The sequence below is a fragment of the Streptomyces sp. NPDC007983 genome (assembly GCF_042958345.1).
Classification (GTDB): Bacteria; Actinomycetota; Actinomycetes; order Streptomycetales; family Streptomycetaceae; genus Streptomyces.
Window position 1 is genome coordinate 673,921 of the sequence record NZ_JBIBJI010000003.1, and the last position, 16,203, is coordinate 690,123.

Below are 16,203 nucleotides of genomic sequence, written 5' to 3' on the forward strand. Positions count from 1 at the left end.
ATTTGGGTTCGACCATGGCACCGGCGGGGTTGGGCGTCAAGGGGCACGCCCGGCCCCGGGGAGCCGTCAGAAGACCGAGACGCCGCACAGCCAGCCGCCGTCGGCGACGAGCGGCTGGCCGGTGATGTACGAGGAGTCGTCCGAGGTGAGGAAGAGCGCCAGGCGGGCGACCTCCTCGGGGCGGCCGATGCGGCCCATCGGGACCAGCTTGCGGTAGAGGCCGTCGACCGCCTCCGACGCCTCGGCCACATGGGCCGTGTCCGCCGCCGGGTCGAGCCGGGCGGGGTTGCTCATGGGGGTGTCGATCGCGCCGGGGCACACCGCGTTGACCCGGATGCCCTTACCCGCCAGCTCCATCGCGGCCACCCGGGTCATCCCGACGATGGCCGCCTTGGTGGCGGCGTACGAGGTCAGCAGGGCCATGCCGGAGAGGGCGACGTACGAGGCGGTGTTGACGATCGTGCCACCGCCCGCCGCCGCCAGCTCCGGGGCGACGGTGCGCATGCCGAGGAAGGCGCCGACCTGGTTGACCTGGACGACGGACAGATACTCCTCCAGCGGGGTGCTGGTCAGCTCGTTGAAGCGGAGGATGCCCGCGTTGTTGACCAGCCCGTCCACCGTGCCGAAGGCGTCTTTCGCGCATGCCACGGCGGCGGCCCAGTCGTCCTCGCGGCTCACGTCCAGGTGGATGTAACGGGCGGACTCCTCTCCCAGCTCCTTCGCCACGGCGCCGCCCTGGTCGTCGAGGACGTCCGCGAGCACCACCTTCGCGCCCTCGGCGGCGAACAGCCGCGCCTCCTGCTCGCCCTGCCCGCGCGCCGCACCCGTGACGATCACGACGCGTCCGTCCAGCTTGCCCACGATGGCCTCCTCAAGCGTTGAGTTGCGGGGCGACGTCGGCCGCGAAGGCCGCCATCTGGTCGGTCAGTTCGACGCGGCTCCGACTGCGGAACCGCACCTGGATCTGGTCCACACCCATGGCCGCGTACGCGCGCAGGGACTCGGCCAGCCGCTCCGGCTTCCCGGTGAGCGTGCGGCGCCCCACGTGCCAGGACGGCTCGCCCACGTACAGCGGCTCGGCGATGGCGCCGATCTCGGCGGGCTCCTCGATACCCGCCGCCTCGCGCAGCGCGCGCAGCCGGGCGATCCGGGCGGGGAGCCGGTCTCGCGGGTCGCCCTGCGGCAGCCAGCCGTCGCCCCGGACGGCGGCCCGGCGCAGCGCGGCGGGCGAGGAGCCGCCCACCCACAGCGGGGGGCGCGGCGACTGGGCGGGGCGCGGGGCCTGGCCGAGGTCTCGGTACGTGAAGCGCTCACCGTGGAAGTCCGCGAACTCCTCCGGCCCCAGCGCCGCCTTCAGCGCGTCGACCGTCTCGTCGAGCAGCGGACCGCGCGCGTCGAAGTCGACGCCGAGCGCGTCGAACTCCTCGCGTACGTGCCCGGCGCCGACCCCGAGGATCAGCCGCCCGCCGGAGAGGTGGTCGAGCGTCGCGTACTGCTTGGCGGTGAGCAGGGGGTGCCGGAGCGCGGCGACGGCGACATGGCTGAGCAGCCGCACCCGCTCGGTGGCCGCCGCCAGGTAGCCGAGGGTGGCGACCGGGTCGTACCAGACGGTGCCCATCGCGGCGGCCAGCCGCCGCGGGATCGCCACGTGGTCGCAGACGGCGACGTAGGCGAAGCCGGACCGGTCGGCGGCGCGGGCGAGGGCGACGAGGTCGTCCGGACCGGCGGCCGCCTCCCACGGTTCGGCGTAGAGGGTGCTCTGTGACTGGATCGGCAGCTGCATGCCGTAGCTCAACCGGCCCCGGGGCAGGACGCGCATGCCGGGCCTCCTTGTCGGTGGACCGCAGTGGACCGTGGTGGCCCCTCGGTGGACCGCCATCGTCGTATCTGACGGTTCGTCAGACAAGCCCTGGTGCTAACGTACGGTGGCTGTGGCCCGACCTTCACCCGCTGTAGCGCACACCCGTATGAGGGCAGACACGAGGGCACGTGATGATCGAGACGGTGTTCCGGTGCGACGAACTCCCCCGAGCCGACCGGTTCGACTTCTGGCGCGAGCAGATGGCGAAGCTCATGGCCCCCATGGAGATGAGCACTGAACACACCGGTGACTTCCGCGGACAGGTCCGCATCCTGGAGGTCGGCGCGGCCCACGTATGGCCCACGAAGTTCCACCCGATGACCTTCCGGCGGACACCGAAGCTCATCCGGCAGTCGGACCCCGAGCTGTACCACTTCTCCTTCCTCGAAGGCGCGAACCTCCAGGTCTCCCAGGCCCGCGAGGAGGCGGCGCACTCCGCCGGCGGCCTGTACGTCGTCGACACCTCGCGCCCCTACGACTGCGTGGCCTTCGGCGGCCCTCCCCAGGGCGTGGGCCTGGAGATCCCCAAGGCGCTGATTCCGGTCCCCCACGACCGGATCGACCGGCTGCTCGCCCGGCCCATCCCGGGACGGGATGGCGTCGGCGCCCTGCTGACCGGGTTCCTCAGCCGGCTGTCCGCGGACAGCGATTCGTACCGGCCCTCCGACGGGCCGCGCCTGGGTTCGGTGCTGATCGACCTGACCACGGCGGTGCTCGCGCATGCCGTCGAGGCCGAGGACGCCGTACCTCCCGAGAGCCGCCGGCGGACCCTGACCCTGCGCGTGCAGAACTTCATCCAGCGGAATCTGCACGACCCGGAGCTGACACCGGCTGCCGTCGCCGCCGCGCACCACATCTCCGTCAGCTATCTGCACCGGCTCTTCCGGGACCAGGACACCACGGTCTCCGGATGGATCCGGCGGCAGCGCCTGGACCGCGTCCGGCACGACCTCGCCGACCCCGGCCTGGCCGCCGCCCCTCTGCACGAGGTCGCGGCGCGATGGGGCTTCGCCCACCCGGCCGTCTTCAGCCGCGCGTTCCGCGCCGCGTACGGCATGCCGCCGAGCGACTACCGGCAGCTGGCGCTCAGGACCCCCGTGCCGGACGCTCCCCCGTGGCGTCCGGCAGGCACAGGGCCCGGGCCCTTCGTCCCGCCCCCGTCGTCCGGGACGTCGTAGGCGAGCGGGACCGATGCGCCCAGCCTGCCGGAGCGCCCGGCGGGTGTCATTGACCGGCAGTGGACACTTCCTTGCTCCTGAGTGAACCGGCGCACGGGCGCGGCTCCTGGGGAGCCGGCGCACGGGCGCCCGCTACGCCCCCGGTCCGGCCCAGAGCCCGTCGGCGGTCAGCCCCAGCAGCTCGATCGCGTTGCCCCGTACGATCCGCTCCACGACGTCCGGCGCGAGGTGGCCCATCTGCGCCTCGCCGACCTCCCGGGACTTCGGCCAGGTCGAGTCGGAGTGCGGGTAGTCCGTCTCGTACAGGACGTTGCCCACGCCGATCGCGTCGAGGTTCCGCAGCCCGAAGGCGTCGTCGAAGAAGCAGCCGTAGACATGCTCGGCGAACAGTTCGGACGGCGGCCGCAGCACCTTGTCGGCGACGCCGCCCCAGCCGCGGTTTTCCTCCCAGACCACGTCGGCGCGCTCCAGGATGTACGGGATCCAGCCGATCTGGCCCTCCGCGTACATGATCTTGAGGTTGGGGAAGCGCTCGAACGTGCCGCTCATCAGCCAGTCGACCATCGAGAAGCAGCAGTTGGCGAAGGTGATGGTGGAGCCCACCGCCGGGGGCGCGTCGGCGGAGGTCGAGGGCATGCGGGAGGAGGAGCCGATGTGCATGGCGATGACCGTGCCGGTCTCGTCGCACGCCGCGAAGAAGGGATCCCAGGCGTCGGTGTGGATGGAGGGGAGCCCGAGGTTCGGCGGGATCTCCGAGAAGCACACGGCGCGCACCCCGCGCGCGGCGTTGCGCCGCACCTCGGCGGCGGCCAGCTCCGCGTCCCACAGCGGGATGATGATCAGCGGGATGAGCCGGCCCCGTGCCTCGGGGCCGCACCACTCCTCCACCATCCAGTCGTTGTACGCGCGCACCCCGAGCAGCCCCAGCTCGCGGTCGCCCGCCTCGGTGAAGGTCTGCCCGCAGAAGCGCGGGAAGGTCGGGAAGCACAGCGCGGACTGGACGTGGTTGACGTCCATGTCGGCGAGCCGGTCGGGCACCGCGTAGGACCCGGGCCGCATCTGCTCGTAGGTGATGGCCTCCAGCCGGACCTCGTCGCGGGCGTAGCCGACGGCGGTGTCCAGCCGGGTGAGCGGCCGGTGCAGATCCTCGTACACCCACCAGTCGGCGATCGGCCCGTCGTCGCCGGGCGCGCCCATCTTCGGGGCGAACTTGCCGCCGACGAAGGTCATCTCCTTCAGCGGCGCCCGGACGATGCGCGGGCCGGTGTCGCGGTACTTCGACGGGAGGCGGTCCCGCCAGACGTGAGGGGGCTCAACCGTGTGGTCGTCCACCGAGATGATCTCCGGGAAGCTCTCCATGCCGTTCACGGTAGCGCCGATCTGACGGAGTGTCAGTTATCGGTGCGGACTCCCTCCGGGTTCACCGCGCGTTCGCCGAGGCCCTTCCCCGCCCCCGGGACGCCCCTTCCGGCGCAAGCGTCGCGCCACGCAACATGGTCACTTCGGACAACTATGGCGGGCTTGTGGAGGACGTGGGGGCCCTACTGACGCGGAAGGCGTTGACAAGGCAAACTGACCCGTGCGAACGGGGAAGGACAGGCGAGGGGGAGACCATGGGCGGCGAAAGGGAGCGGGTGCAAGGACAGCACTTGTACTTCACCGTGCTGGGCCCCGTCCGGGCCTGGCGGGGCGACGAGGCGATCAACACCGGTTCGCCGCAGCAGCGCGCGCTGCTGGCCGCGCTGCTGCTGCGCGGCGGGCGCACCGCGACCGCGCCCGAGCTGGTCGACGGCCTGTGGGGCACCGAGCCGCCGGAGGCGGCGATCGCCGCACTGCGCACGTACGCCTCGCGGCTGCGCAAGGCGTTCGGGCCGGACTCCGAGATACTGGTGAGCGAATCGGGCGGCTACGCGATCCGGATCGGCCTGGGCGCCCTGGACACCGATGTGGCCGAGCAGCTGACGGCCGAGGCGGAGAAGGCGCAGCACTCCGGGGACCGCACGCGGGCGCGCGAGCTGTTCAACAAGGTGCTCGACCTGTGGGACGGCGAACCGCTGGCCGGAGTGCCGGGTCCGTACGCGGAGACCCAGCGCACCCGGCTGGACGAGTGGTACCGCTCCCTGATCGAGACCCGGCTCGACCTGGACCTGGAGCTCGGCCACCACTCCGAGGCGGTCTCCGAACTGACCGCGCTGACCGCCTCGTACCCGCTGCGCGAGCGGCTGCGCGAGCTGCTGATGCTGGCGCTGTACCGCAGCGGACGGCAGGCCGAGGCCCTGGCCGTCTACGCCGACACCCGGCGGCTGCTCGCCGACGAGCTGGGCGTGGACCCGCGCCCCGAGCTGTCCGCGCTGCACCAGCGGATCCTGGAGGCCGACGCGGAGCTGGCGGTCTCCGCGCACGCCGCCGAGGAGCCGAGCGGCGGCGCCGCGAGCTTCGTACGCCCCGCCCAGCTGCCCGCGACGGTCTCGGACTTCACCGGGCGGGCGCCCTTCATCAAGGAGCTGAGCGATCAACTCGCCACCGCCGAAGGGCGTGTCATGGCCGTGTCAGCGGTCGCGGGCATCGGCGGCGTCGGCAAGACCACCCTGGCCGTGCACGTCGCACACGCCGCACGCCACCAGTTCCCCGACGGCCAGCTCTACGTCGACCTGCAGGGCTCGGGCCCCCTGGTCGCCGACCCCGGCGCCGTGCTGGGCTCCTTCCTGCGCGCCCTGGGCACCGCCGACAACGCCATCCCCGACGGCGTCGAGGAGCGCGCCGCGCTCTTCCGCTCCCTCCTGGACGGCCGCCGCGTCCTGACGCTGCTGGACAACGCCCGCGACGCCGCCCAGGTGCGCCCCCTGCTGCCCGGCACCCCGGGCTGCGCGGCGCTGATCACCAGCCGCCACCGGATGGTCGACTTGGAGAGCGCCCACCTGGTCGACCTCGACGTGATGAGCCCCGACGAGGCGCTGGTGCTGTTCACCCGCATCGTCGGCGAGGAGCGGGTCGGCTCCGAGCGCGAGGCCGCGATGGACGTCGTGGCGGCCTGTGGCTTCCTGCCGCTGGCCATCCGCATCGCCGCCTCCCGTCTCGCCTCCCGCCGCACCTGGACCGTCTCCGCCCTGGCGGGCAAGCTCGGCGACGAGCGCCGGCGGCTGGACGAGCTGCGCGCCGGTGACCTCGCGGTCAAGGCCACCTTCGAACTCGGCTACGGCCAGCTCGAACCGCAACAGGCCCGCGCCTTCCGGCTGCTGGGCCTGGCCGACGGCCCCGACATCTCGCTCGCCGCGGCGGCGGCCGTGCTGGACATGGACGTCGACGACGCGGAGGACCTGCTGGAGAGCCTGGTGGACACCAGCCTCCTGGAGTCCGCCTCCCCCGGCCGCTACCGCTTCCACGACCTCGTGCGGCTCTACGCGCGTGCATGCGCGGAGCGGGACGAGATGCCGCCGTCCGAGCGCGACGCCGCGCTGTCCCGGCTGCTGGACTTCTACCTCGCCTCCGCCGCCCGGGTCTTCGCCCTGGCCCGCCCCGGGGACCGGCTGGTGGACCATCTGGAGCCGACCCGGTACCCGGGGCTGGACTTCCGGGACTCGGCCGCCGCGCTCGACTGGATGTTCGCCGAGGCGCACTGCCTGCTGGCCTGCGTCCAGCAGCTGGCAACCGGCGCCACGCTGCGCCGCGCGGCCGACCTCCTGGTGGCGGCGAAGGACCTCGGCGAGTCGGGCGCCAACTCCCGGCAGTACGAGGCGGCGGCCCAGACCGTGCGCGACGCGGGGGCACGCGCCACCGATCCGCGCGCGGAGGGGCGTGCCCGCTTCACCCTCTCCCATCTGCACTGGATGGCCAGCCGGTACGAGCAGGGCGAGTACGAGGGCCGCCAGGCCATGCAGCTCGCCCTGGCGGCCGAGGACCCGGTTCCCGGCTGCGAGGTGCCCAACGAGCGCGGCATCATCGCGCTCTACCAGAAGCGGTACGAGGACGCCGAGGCGTACTTCCGCCAGGCGCTCGAATCGTTCCGCGCCGATGACAACCGGCCGGGCATCGCCGGCGCGCTGTGCAACATCTCGCGGGCCCACTCGGCGATGGGCCACACCGACAGCGCCATCGAACTCGCCGCCGAAGGCGTCGAGATCTACAGCGGCCTGGGGCTCGCCCTGCGGGTCGCCAACGGAAAGTTCGCCCTGGGCATCGCGCTCCACCAGGCCGGGCGATACGACGAGGCGCTCGACCAGCTGACGCAGGCGCTCACCCTGTTCCGCGAGAACCGGCAGCGCCTCTGGGAAGGCTCCACCCACGCCCGGCTGGCCGAGGTCCACCTCGCGGCGGGCCGTCCGCCGGAGGCGGCCACCCATGCCGAACAGGCCCTCGCGCTGCGCTTCGTGGGCGGTGAGTTCCGTCGCGGCACCGTGCTGAAGGTCTTGGGCCAGGCCTTGGCCCTGATGGGCCAGACGGACCGGGCCCGGGCCTGCTGGCAGGAGGCCCTGTCCATCTACGAGCAGCTGAACAACCCCGCGGAGGCGGAGGAAGTACGGGCCCTGATGGCGCCCATGGCGACCGCGTAGCAGGGCTACCGCGGCACGTTCATCAATCGTTTATCCCGGACCGGCAGTCTTAGTGCTGTCGATCCGTCCCCGCGGGGGGCAGACGGGTCGGTGAAGAGGCCACTCCTTGCCTCGTTTTAGGGTGAGCGGCCTTGTGCCCGTCCGGCGACCCACGGGGGAGTCGCCGGACGGGCGTTGTGCGCCCCAACCGACCGAGTTCAATGGAGTTGATCCTGGTGAGTCAGGACAAGAAGCCCACGTCGGACGCCTATCGGCCGCTCGACAGCCACCCGGACAGCCCGTCGCCGCTCAAGGCCGACAGCCACCCGGACGGGGTGGGCATCGGCACGCTGGACAGCCACCCGGACAGCCCGGGCATCGGCACTGAGGACAGCCACCCGGACAGCACGAAGCCGCTCCAGGCCGACAGCCACCCGGATGGCGCCGCCGAGATCACGACGCTCGACAGCCACCCGGACAGCGCGACCAAGTAGAGACCGTCGGCGGCCGCCGACGGAGCACGGCATGGCGGGGCCGGTGTTGGTGGGCCGGAGGGGAGGCCACCAACCCCGGCCCTCGCCATAGCGAGCCGTACATGAGTCGCACATGTCGTGCTTGCGCCATTTATCGATGATTTCAAGACAGCTTCATCGAACACTTATTCACATATCAGTAATCTTGCGTTTCACTTAGCAAACGCCCGTGCAGCTTCAGGAGTTGGTATGACCTACTCGAAGAAGGCCCTCGTCTCCTTCGCCTTCGCAGCAGCGATAGCCGCCGGAACCGCGGCCCCGGCCGTGGCCGACGCCCATCCGGACCGTGTGGGCGTCACGCAGGATGCCCACCCGGACAGCCCCGCGCCGCTGGCTCCGGCCTCCTCGACGAGCGAAGCCGGTCACTGACCACCACCTCCGGACCGTCAACGGCGGCATGGGGCCGGGCCGCTACGGCCCGGCCCCACGGCGTCGTTGCCGTGCGGGCCCGGCGGGCCTCAGGCCGGGCGGCCCCGGAGCTGGTGCTTGAGCACCTTGCCGCTCGCGTTGCGCGGCAGTTCCGGCACGAACTCCACATGGCGCGGCACCTTGTAGTTGGCCATTTCGCGGCGGGACCAGGCGATCAGGTCCTCGGCGGTCACGGTGGCGGCCGGGCGGCGGACCGCGAAGGCCTTGGCGACCTCGCCGAGGCGCGCGTCCGGAACGCCGACGACGGCGACATCGGCGAGGTCGGGATGGCGGGCGAGGAGTCGCTCGATCTCGGCGGGATAGGCGTTGAAGCCGCCGACGATGAACATGTCCTTGATCCGGTCGGTGATCCGCAGATTGCCCTCCGCGTCGAGGACGCCGATGTCGCCCGTCCGCAGCCAGCCGTCCGGCGTGATGGCGCGGGCGGTGGCGACCGGGTCCTCGAAGTAGCCGCGCATCACGTGGTAGCCGCGGACCCAGACCTCGCCGGGAGTGCCCGGCGGGCGCGGGTCGCCCAGCGGGCTCACGACCTTGATCTCGGTGTCCGGGATGGCGCGGCCCGAGGTGGCGGAGATGGTCTCCGGCGGATCGCCCCGGCGGCACATGGTGACGGTGCCGGACGCCTCGGTCAGGCCGTACGCCGTCAGCACGGTGGCGACGCGCAGTTCGGAGCGCAGCCGCTCCACCAGCTCCAGCGGGACGACGGCGGCGCCGGTGACGACCAGGCGCAGCGTGGACAGGTCATGGGCGTCGCGCGCCGGGTGGTCCAGGATCGCCTGGTGCAGGGTGGGCGGGCCGGGCAGGACGCTGATGTGCTCGGCGGCGATGCGGGTGAGCGCGGTGTCCGCGTCGAAGACGGGCTGCGGCACCATCGTCGCGCCGCGCATCAGGCAGGCGATGATCCCCGCCTTGTAACCGAAGGTGTGGAAGAAGGGGTTGACAATCAGATAGCGGTCGCCGTGGGTCAGCCCCGCCACCTCGCTCCAGGTGTCGTAGACCCGCAGGGTCTGCGCATGGGTGATCACCACGCCCTTGGGGTCGCCCGTGGTGCCGGAGGTGAAGGTGATGTCGGACGGGTCGCCCGGGCGTACGGAGTCGGCCCGCTCCCGTACGGCGTCCGGCGGCACGGACTCGCCCGCCGCCAGGAAGTCCTTCCAGGTGCGGAAGTCCTCGGGCGCGTCCCCGGCGAGGACGATCACCTCGCGCAGATACGGCAGCCCCGGCAGCGGAACCCCCAGGCCGGGCCCCCGCTCCGCCGCCCGGCGCAGTGACGCCACGTAGGAGGCGCCCAGGAAGGTGCCGGTGATGAACAGGTGGGTGGCCCGGGTGCGCCGCAGGATGTACGCGACCTCGGCCCCCTTGAAGCGGGTGTTGACCGGGACGAGGACGCCGCCCGCGGTGACCGCGCCGAGGGCCGCCACGATCCAGTCGGCGGTGTTGGGCGCCCAGATCGCGACCCGGTCGCCCCGCTCGACGCCGGAGGCGACGCACGCGGCCGCGGCCCGTTCGACGCGGGCGCCGAGGTCGGCGTAGGACATCCGGGCGCGGCCCTCGACGACGGCCTCGGTCGCGTCCCCGTAAGCGCGCGCCGCGGCCCGTATCAGCGCCGGGATGGTCTGCCACTCCGCCATGAGACGCCTCCGCACCAGGATCCCACTAGCTGACTACCCGTCAGATTAGCGGTAGCCTTCCCCGCTGTCAGCACCGGTGACCGCGACGTACGGAGGTGGCCATGGGCCTGAAGGACGCGACGGCGATCGTCGGCATCGGCCAGACCGCGTTCGCCAAACGCCTCCCCGAATCCGAGAAGACGCTCGCCTGCCGGGCGATCCTGGCCGCGCTCGACGACGCCGGGATCGCCCCCTCCGAGGTGGACGCCTTCGCCTCGTACACCATGGAGGAGACCGACGAGGTCGAGGTCGCCAAGGCGATCGGCGCGGGCGACGTGACCTTCTTCAGCAAGGTCGGCTACGGGGGCGGCGGTTCCTGCGCGACCGTCGCGCATCTGGCCGCCGCGATCGCCACCGGGCAGGCGGGCGTCGGCGTGGCCTGGCGCTCCCGCAAGCGCGGCAGCGGGCCCCGGCCCTGGACCAACACCCGCGTCCAGCTGCCCACCCCCGCCCAGTGGACCCGGCCGTACGGGCTGCTGCGGCCCGCCGACGAGATCGGGCTGCTGGCGCGCCGCTACATGCACGAGTACGGCGCCACCCGCGACCACTTCTTCAACGTCGCGCTGGCCTGCCGCAACCGCGCCAACCAGAACCCCGCCGCGATGATGTACGAACGGCCGCTGACCCGCGAGATGTACATGACCGCCCGCTGGATCAGCGAACCGCTGTGCCTGTTCGACAACTGCCTGGAGACCGACGGCGCGCTGGCCTGCGTCGTCGTCTCCGCGGAGCGGGCGCGCGACTGCGCCCGCCCGCCGGTGTACGTCCACTCCGCCGCCCAGGGCCTGCCGGCCCAGCACCACGGGATGGTCAACTACTGGAACGACGACCCGCTCACCGGCCCCTCCTGGACCGCCGCCCGCCGCCTGTGGAAAGGCGCCGACTTCGGCCCGCAGGACGTGGACGTGGCGCAGATCTACGACGCGTTCACCCCGCTGATCCCGCTGTCCCTGGAGGGCTACGGCTTCTGCGGGCGCGGCGAGGGCGCCGCGTTCACGGAGGGCGGCGCGCTGGAGCTGGGCGGGCGGCTGCCGCTCAACACCGGCGGGGGCGGGCTGAGCGAGGCGTACGTACACGGCTTCAACCTCATCACCGAGGGGGTCAGACAGTTGCGCGGCACCAGCACCGCCCAGGTCCCCGACGCCGCGACCTGCCTGGTCACGGCGGGCGAGGGGGTTCCCACATCGGCCCTGCTGCTGAGGAGTTGACGATCCGCATGACCACGCTGCCGGAACCGGAGCTGCTGCATGCCGTGCCCGACGAGGACGGCGCGCCCTTCTTCGAGTACGCCGCCCGCGGCGAGCTGTGCGTCCAGACCTGCGCCGGCTGCGGTGAACCGCGCTTCCCGCCCCGGCCCTGCTGCCCGCACTGCCAGTCCTTCGACAGCCTGTGGACGAAGACGAGCGGGCGTGGCCGGATCTGGTCGTACGTCCTGCCGCATCCGCCGCTGCTGCCCGCCTACGCGGCGCAGGCCCCGTACAACGTGATCCTCGTCGAACTGGCGGAGGCCCCGCGGATCCGGCTGGTGGGGAACCTGGTCGCGTCCGCCGGTGCCGCGCTGAACTCCGTCGACCCGGCGCGGATACGGATCGGGGCGCCGGTGCGGGCCGTCTTCCACCCCATGCCGGGCGGGCCCACCGTGGTGCGCTGGCTGCTGGAGCGGCCATGACGGCCGTGACAGTCGTGACGGAGATCCGGGACGGCGGCGTCGCGGTCGTCACCCTGGACCGGCCCGAGCGCCACAACGCCATCGACCTGGCGACGGCCGCCGAACTGGCCTCCGTGTGGCGGGACCTGCGCGGGGACGAGTCGGTGCGGGCCGTGGTGCTCACCGGGGCGGGCGAGCGGGCGTTCTGCACCGGGATCGACCGCTCGGTCACGGTCCCGCAGCCGCCGTCCCCGTACGCGATGGACGATCCGCTGCGGGACATCGGCCCCAAGGCGAACGACCTGTGGAAGCCGGTCGTGGCGGCCGTGGGCGGGATGGCCTGCGGCGGGGCGTTCTATCTGCTGGGCGAGGCCGAGTTCATCGTCGCCGACGAGACCGCGACCTTCTTCGACCCGCACACCTCCTACGGGATGGTCAGCGCGTACGAGGCCGTCTACATGGCGCAGCGCATGCCCGCCGGGGAGGTCGCGCGGATGGCGCTGATGGGCACGGCCGAGCGGGTATCGGCGCGGCGGGCCTATGAGACGGGGCTGGTCAGCGAGGTGGTGCCGCGGGGCGAGGCGGTGACGGCGGCGGTGCGGGCCGCCGCCGTCATCGCGTCGTACCCGACGGAGGCGGTCCAGGGCACCGTACGGGCGGTGTGGGCGGCGAAGGAGGCGGCGCTGACGCAGGCGCTCGCCCGGGCCCCGCAGCTGATCGCCCTGGGGAACCGGCCGCCGGACGCGCAGGCCGCGCTCTTCGCGGCCCGCACGCCCGGTTTCCGTACCCGGTGACCCGGACGTGCGTCAGCTGCTCGTGGGCGACTTGCTGGCCAGGCTGATCTGGCACGTGTACTGGGTGCGCTTGGTGATGGTGTAACTCGCGGCGGCCGTGAACGTCTCGCTCTGGCCGGGCAGCACGGTCACGTCCTGACTGTCGTAGCCGAGCAGCCCCTCGTCCGCGTAGTCGTTCCACTTGGTGCTGATCGAGTAGCGGAAGCTGCGGGTGGTGTCGGTGTTGGTGACCGTCACGTCGTACTTGAACTGGCTGGTCGACTGGTCGTAGCGGCAGTTGGTGCCGCTCGTCTCGCTGGTCGCGTCCGGGTTGTAGGTGGGCGGCGCGGAGTAGGAGTAGGGGTCCGAGGGCGTCGGGGCGCCGTACGACGGCAGGTCCGAGGGCCCGCTCGGCAGATCGGTGGGGATGTCGCTGGACAGTCCGCTGGGGCCGGACGCGGGCTCGTCGCCGCCGGTGCCGCCGGAGACGAATCCGTCGTTGCCCCCTCCGAGGCCGTGGCTCTTCTTCTTTCCGCATCCGGTGAGCGATCCGGTGAGCGCGAGAAGTCCGACCAGCGCGACGGCAGGCAGGCGCAAGGAACGGCGTTGCATGGAATTACCCCCGTGGAAAAGCTGCAATCAAGCCAACCTATGGTTGGTTGACAAGTGCACGCCACCCTAGCAACGCCGTGCCGTACCCCATAGTCACTTCGGAGGGCACATGACCTTTGGGTACACGGCCGTTACGGACGGGGCGCGGGGCGGGACTGGCCGGTGCCCTTGACCGCGTCCAGCGCGTATACGCAGCGGTCCTTGCTGCACGCGTACACCACGCCGCCCGCCGCCACCGGCGAACCGGTGATCTCACCACCCGTGGCCAGCTTCCAGCGCAGCTGGCCGCCTGCCGCGTCGACCGTGTAGAGGCAGTGGTCGGCCGAGCCGAAGTGCACGCGGCCGTCGGCGACGACCGGGGAGCCGATGACGTCGCCGCCCGCCGCGAAGCGCCACTTGGGGGTGCCCGTGACGGCGTCGAGCGTGTACAGGGCGCTGCCGCTGCCCAGGTGGACGGAGCCGTCGGCCACCAGGACCGGTTCGATCGAACCGCGCGCCTCGGTGGCGATGCGCCAGCGGTCGCGGCCGTTGGCGGCGTCCAGCGCGTAGACCGTGCCCAGGTAGTCGGCGATGTAGACACCGCCGCCGGTCACCGCGGGCCCCGGCGCGTACGCCGGGGCGCTCAGGAAGACGGCGGGCGCCTCGAAACGCCACCGCACCTCCCCGCGGGCGATGTCGATCGCCAGCACCCGGGTACCGGCCGAGACGTACACGACCCCGTCGGGCGCCGAGAGCAGCCGCAGCGGCACCCCGCCGCAGGAGGCCGTGTCGCCGACCGGGTACGACCAGCGCTCCGCGCCCGTACGCGCCTCCAGGGCGCGCAGCCGGGCGTCCGACCACACGAAGACCGTGCCGTCGTGCACGGCCGGGCCGGACTCGGGCGTCTCGAAGTCGGTCTGGATGCCCTGCATCTCCCACAGCAGCTCGCCGTTGGCCGCCTCCCATGCCTGCACGCCGCCGCCGCGGGTGCCGGTGACGACCGTGCCGCGGTCGACCTTGAGCGAGTAGACCCAGCCGTCCGTGGACAGCCGCCACCGCTCGGAGCCGTCCGTCGCGTCCAGCGCGTACAGGGTGGGGCCGTCGGAGGCGTGGATACGGCCGCCCTCCACGGCCATCGCCCAGGCCACGTCGCGGGTCTTGAACTGCCGCCGCCCGGTGCCCACGTCCAGCGCGTGCACCTCGAACGAGGTCACATAGAGCAGGTCACCGGCGACCGCCGGGGTGCCCCACACATCGTTCGACATGCGGAACCGCCAGGGGCGCCAGCGGCCGTGGCCCGCCGCGCCCGGCGGCTCGGCCGCGTCGGTGGACGGGGAGTGGGTGGGCGGCGGTACCGCGCCCGTGGCGGCGGCCTCGCCCCCGCCCGGCCCGCCGGTGGTCATCCCCGGCGGCCGCACCCAGCCCGTGGCGGGGCCGGTGTCGTGCCGCGCGTGCGGGTCGCGCGTGTCGGCGGCGCGCAGCCCGGGGCCGATGGCCACCTGGGAGTTGTGCAGCCGGACCGGCCCGTCGGCCCCGGTGGTCAGCGGGGCGGGCGCCGGAGCGGGCGCGCTCGCGGACGGGACGGGCGCGGACGGAGCCGACGGGGACGGGGCGGACGGCCCGGAAGCGGAGGGGGCGGCGTGCCGCCCGGGGCCGATGGAGCTGAGCGCGTTCGACGGGCCGGGCGCGTCGGGCGCGCGCAGGCCGCCGCGCGGGTCACCCGTGCCCACCGGCTCCCAGCCGCCCGCTCCGGCGGGCGCCCCGTGCCGGCCGCCGCCGCGCCCGTCGGCCCCGGCCGGGGCGTACGACGGCGGTGCGGGCGGCCGCTCGGGCGGCAGCGGCGCGGAAGCCGGGCTTCCGGCCCCGCCGCTCCCGGAGGGGCGGGAGGAGCCGGACGCGGGCCGCGAGGAGCGGGCCACCTGGTTGCGCCCGCTGCGCTTGCGCTCGATGAGCGCGACCGCGCCGCCCGGCAGCCACGCCGAGGCCGTACCGCTGTCGTCGGCGTTGGAGGCGAACAGATGCGGGGCGAGCTGCGACTGCAGATCGGCCGGAGACGGCCGCCGGTCGGCCTCCATCTGCATGCACGACTCGATGAGGGGGCGCAGCTCGTCCGGCAGCCCGGTCAGGTCCGGCCCCTCGCGCAGCAGCATGAACACCGTCTCGACCGGGTTCGCGCCGTGGAAGGGGGCGTGGCCGGTGGCCGCGAAGGTCAGGGTGGAGCCGAGCGAGAAGATGTCGCTGGCGCCCGTCACGCTGCGCGAGTCGCGCGCCTGCTCGGGCGACATGTAGGCGGGCGTGCCCACGGCGACATTGGTCATCGTCAGCCGGGTGTTGGAGACGCCCGAGGCGATACCGAAGTCGATCACGCGCGGGCCGTCCTCGACGACCAGCACGTTCGACGGCTTCAGATCCCGGTGGACCAGGCCCGCGCCATGGATGGACTGCAGCGCCTCGGCGACCCCGGCCGCCAGCCAGCGCACCGCCTGCGCCGGCATCGGCCCGCACTCATTGACTATTTCCTCGAGCGACGGCGCGGGGACGTAGGCCGTGGCGAGCCAGGGCACCGCGGCGCGCGGATCGGCGTCCACGACCGCGGCCGTGTAGAAGCCGCTGACCGCGCGGGCCGCCTCCACCTCGCGGGTGAAGCGGACGCGGAACAACTGGTCCTCGGCGAGCTCGGTCCGGACCGTCTTGATCGCGACCCGTCGGCCGGACGCCGAACGTGCCAGATAGACGAGCCCCATGCCGCCCGCGCCAAGCCGGCCCAGCACCTCGAAGGGACCGATCCGCCTCGGATCGTGCTGCGTCAGCTGCTCCACCACTTGCCTGCCACCTCCCCGTGGGGGCTTGAAAAAATACAGCCCCGTGCAGCGTCTCACCGACAAACCAACCGGCGGCACGCATCCTGCATTCTCTCTGGCGAAGGCGGCGGTTGCGAACCCGGGGGCAATTCGTCGTGTCATCGGGCGATACGGAGCCGGAGCCCGTCCG

13 protein-coding genes are annotated in these 16,203 nt (G+C 72.9%); 7 read left to right on the forward strand and 6 right to left on the reverse strand.

What is annotated here, in order from left to right:
• Nucleotides 1–66 precede the first annotated feature (66 nt).
• Nucleotides 67–861: a glucose 1-dehydrogenase gene (locus ACFZCY_RS12235; protein WP_391171610.1), complete on the reverse strand. Its 795-nt coding sequence runs from the start codon at nucleotides 859–861 to the stop codon at nucleotides 67–69.
• Nucleotides 862–871: 10 nt separating this feature from the next.
• The gene (locus ACFZCY_RS12240; protein WP_391171612.1) at nucleotides 872–1,819 is read right to left on the reverse strand and encodes a TIGR03619 family F420-dependent LLM class oxidoreductase; all 948 of its coding nucleotides are present in this window, start codon (nucleotides 1,817–1,819) and stop codon (nucleotides 872–874) included.
• Nucleotides 1,820–1,992: 173 nt separating this feature from the next.
• Here ACFZCY_RS12240 and ACFZCY_RS12245 point away from each other — a divergent pair, with 173 nt between their 5' ends.
• Nucleotides 1,993–3,039, forward strand: coding sequence for a helix-turn-helix domain-containing protein (locus ACFZCY_RS12245; RefSeq protein ID WP_391171614.1), 1,047 nt, complete (start codon nucleotides 1,993–1,995; stop codon nucleotides 3,037–3,039).
• A 132-nt stretch (nucleotides 3,040–3,171) separates the two neighbouring features.
• On the opposite strand, the gene ACFZCY_RS12250 is transcribed toward ACFZCY_RS12245, so the two are convergent.
• Nucleotides 3,172–4,398, reverse strand: a complete 1,227-nt coding sequence (locus tag ACFZCY_RS12250) for an amidohydrolase family protein (RefSeq protein ID WP_391171616.1) — start codon at nucleotides 4,396–4,398, stop codon at nucleotides 3,172–3,174.
• A gap of 254 nt (nucleotides 4,399–4,652) precedes the next feature.
• On the opposite strand from ACFZCY_RS12250, the gene ACFZCY_RS12255 reads away from it, so the two are divergent.
• The 3 genes from ACFZCY_RS12255 (at nucleotide 4,653) to ACFZCY_RS12265 (ending at nucleotide 8,470) form a co-directional block, all read left to right on the forward strand.
• Nucleotides 4,653–7,589 (forward strand): BTAD domain-containing putative transcriptional regulator, encoded by a 2,937-nt coding sequence (locus ACFZCY_RS12255; RefSeq protein ID WP_391171618.1) that lies wholly within the window; start codon nucleotides 4,653–4,655, stop codon nucleotides 7,587–7,589.
• 215 nt (nucleotides 7,590–7,804) lie between these two features.
• Nucleotides 7,805–8,062 (forward strand): hypothetical protein, encoded by a 258-nt coding sequence (locus ACFZCY_RS12260; protein ID WP_391171620.1) that lies wholly within the window; start codon nucleotides 7,805–7,807, stop codon nucleotides 8,060–8,062.
• Nucleotides 8,063–8,290: 228 nt separating this feature from the next.
• The gene (locus tag ACFZCY_RS12265; RefSeq protein WP_391171622.1) at nucleotides 8,291–8,470 is read left to right on the forward strand and encodes a hypothetical protein; all 180 of its coding nucleotides are present in this window, start codon (nucleotides 8,291–8,293) and stop codon (nucleotides 8,468–8,470) included.
• Nucleotides 8,471–8,559: 89 nt separating this feature from the next.
• Here ACFZCY_RS12265 and ACFZCY_RS12270 read toward each other — a convergent pair whose 3' ends face one another.
• On the reverse strand, nucleotides 8,560–10,161 hold the full coding sequence (locus tag ACFZCY_RS12270) for a FadD3 family acyl-CoA ligase (RefSeq protein WP_391171624.1): 1,602 nt from the start codon (nucleotides 10,159–10,161) through the stop codon (nucleotides 8,560–8,562).
• A 101-nt stretch (nucleotides 10,162–10,262) separates the two neighbouring features.
• Between ACFZCY_RS12270 and ACFZCY_RS12275 the strand changes: the two genes are divergently transcribed.
• From ACFZCY_RS12275 to ACFZCY_RS12285, 3 genes are read left to right on the forward strand one after another with little or no spacing between them, the layout of a single operon-like run.
• On the forward strand, nucleotides 10,263–11,408 hold the full coding sequence (locus tag ACFZCY_RS12275) for a lipid-transfer protein (protein ID WP_391171626.1): 1,146 nt from the start codon (nucleotides 10,263–10,265) through the stop codon (nucleotides 11,406–11,408).
• Between the two features lie 8 nt (nucleotides 11,409–11,416).
• Nucleotides 11,417–11,869 (forward strand): OB-fold domain-containing protein, encoded by a 453-nt coding sequence (locus ACFZCY_RS12280; protein ID WP_391171628.1) that lies wholly within the window; start codon nucleotides 11,417–11,419, stop codon nucleotides 11,867–11,869.
• A complete protein-coding gene (locus tag ACFZCY_RS12285) occupies nucleotides 11,866–12,642 on the forward strand; it encodes an enoyl-CoA hydratase-related protein (protein ID WP_391171630.1) in 777 nt (258 codons plus the stop codon). The genes ACFZCY_RS12280 and ACFZCY_RS12285 overlap by 4 nt, the downstream gene beginning before the upstream one ends.
• Before the next feature lie 12 nt (nucleotides 12,643–12,654).
• Here the strand turns inward: ACFZCY_RS12285 and ACFZCY_RS12290 are convergent, their stop codons facing one another.
• Nucleotides 12,655–13,233, reverse strand: coding sequence for a hypothetical protein (locus ACFZCY_RS12290; RefSeq protein WP_391171632.1), 579 nt, complete (start codon nucleotides 13,231–13,233; stop codon nucleotides 12,655–12,657).
• Nucleotides 13,234–13,364: 131 nt separating this feature from the next.
• Nucleotides 13,365–16,034 carry a PQQ-binding-like beta-propeller repeat protein gene (locus ACFZCY_RS12295; protein WP_391171634.1) on the reverse strand — a complete coding sequence of 890 codons (2,670 nt, stop codon included), beginning with the start codon at nucleotides 16,032–16,034 and terminating at the stop codon, nucleotides 13,365–13,367.
• Nucleotides 16,035–16,203 lie beyond the last annotated feature (169 nt).

What these genes read in the sequence shown, in the direction of transcription:
- ACFZCY_RS12285 (WP_391171630.1), top strand. Translation starts at nt 11,866, where the DNA reads ATGACGGCCGTGACAGTCGTGACGGAGATCCGGGACGGCGGCGTCGCG.
- ACFZCY_RS12240 (WP_391171612.1), bottom strand. Translation starts at nt 1,819, where the DNA reads ATGCGCGTCCTGCCCCGGGGCCGGTTGAGCTACGGCATGCAGCTGCCG.
- ACFZCY_RS12270 (WP_391171624.1), bottom strand. Translation starts at nt 10,161, where the DNA reads ATGGCGGAGTGGCAGACCATCCCGGCGCTGATACGGGCCGCGGCGCGC.
- ACFZCY_RS12250 (WP_391171616.1), bottom strand. Translation starts at nt 4,398, where the DNA reads ATGGAGAGCTTCCCGGAGATCATCTCGGTGGACGACCACACGGTTGAG.
- ACFZCY_RS12255 (WP_391171618.1), top strand. Translation starts at nt 4,653, where the DNA reads ATGGGCGGCGAAAGGGAGCGGGTGCAAGGACAGCACTTGTACTTCACC.
- ACFZCY_RS12280 (WP_391171628.1), top strand. Translation starts at nt 11,417, where the DNA reads ATGACCACGCTGCCGGAACCGGAGCTGCTGCATGCCGTGCCCGACGAG.
- ACFZCY_RS12275 (WP_391171626.1), top strand. Translation starts at nt 10,263, where the DNA reads ATGGGCCTGAAGGACGCGACGGCGATCGTCGGCATCGGCCAGACCGCG.
- ACFZCY_RS12265 (WP_391171622.1), top strand. Translation starts at nt 8,291, where the DNA reads ATGACCTACTCGAAGAAGGCCCTCGTCTCCTTCGCCTTCGCAGCAGCG.
- ACFZCY_RS12245 (WP_391171614.1), top strand. Translation starts at nt 1,993, where the DNA reads ATGATCGAGACGGTGTTCCGGTGCGACGAACTCCCCCGAGCCGACCGG.
- ACFZCY_RS12290 (WP_391171632.1), bottom strand. Translation starts at nt 13,233, where the DNA reads ATGCAACGCCGTTCCTTGCGCCTGCCTGCCGTCGCGCTGGTCGGACTT.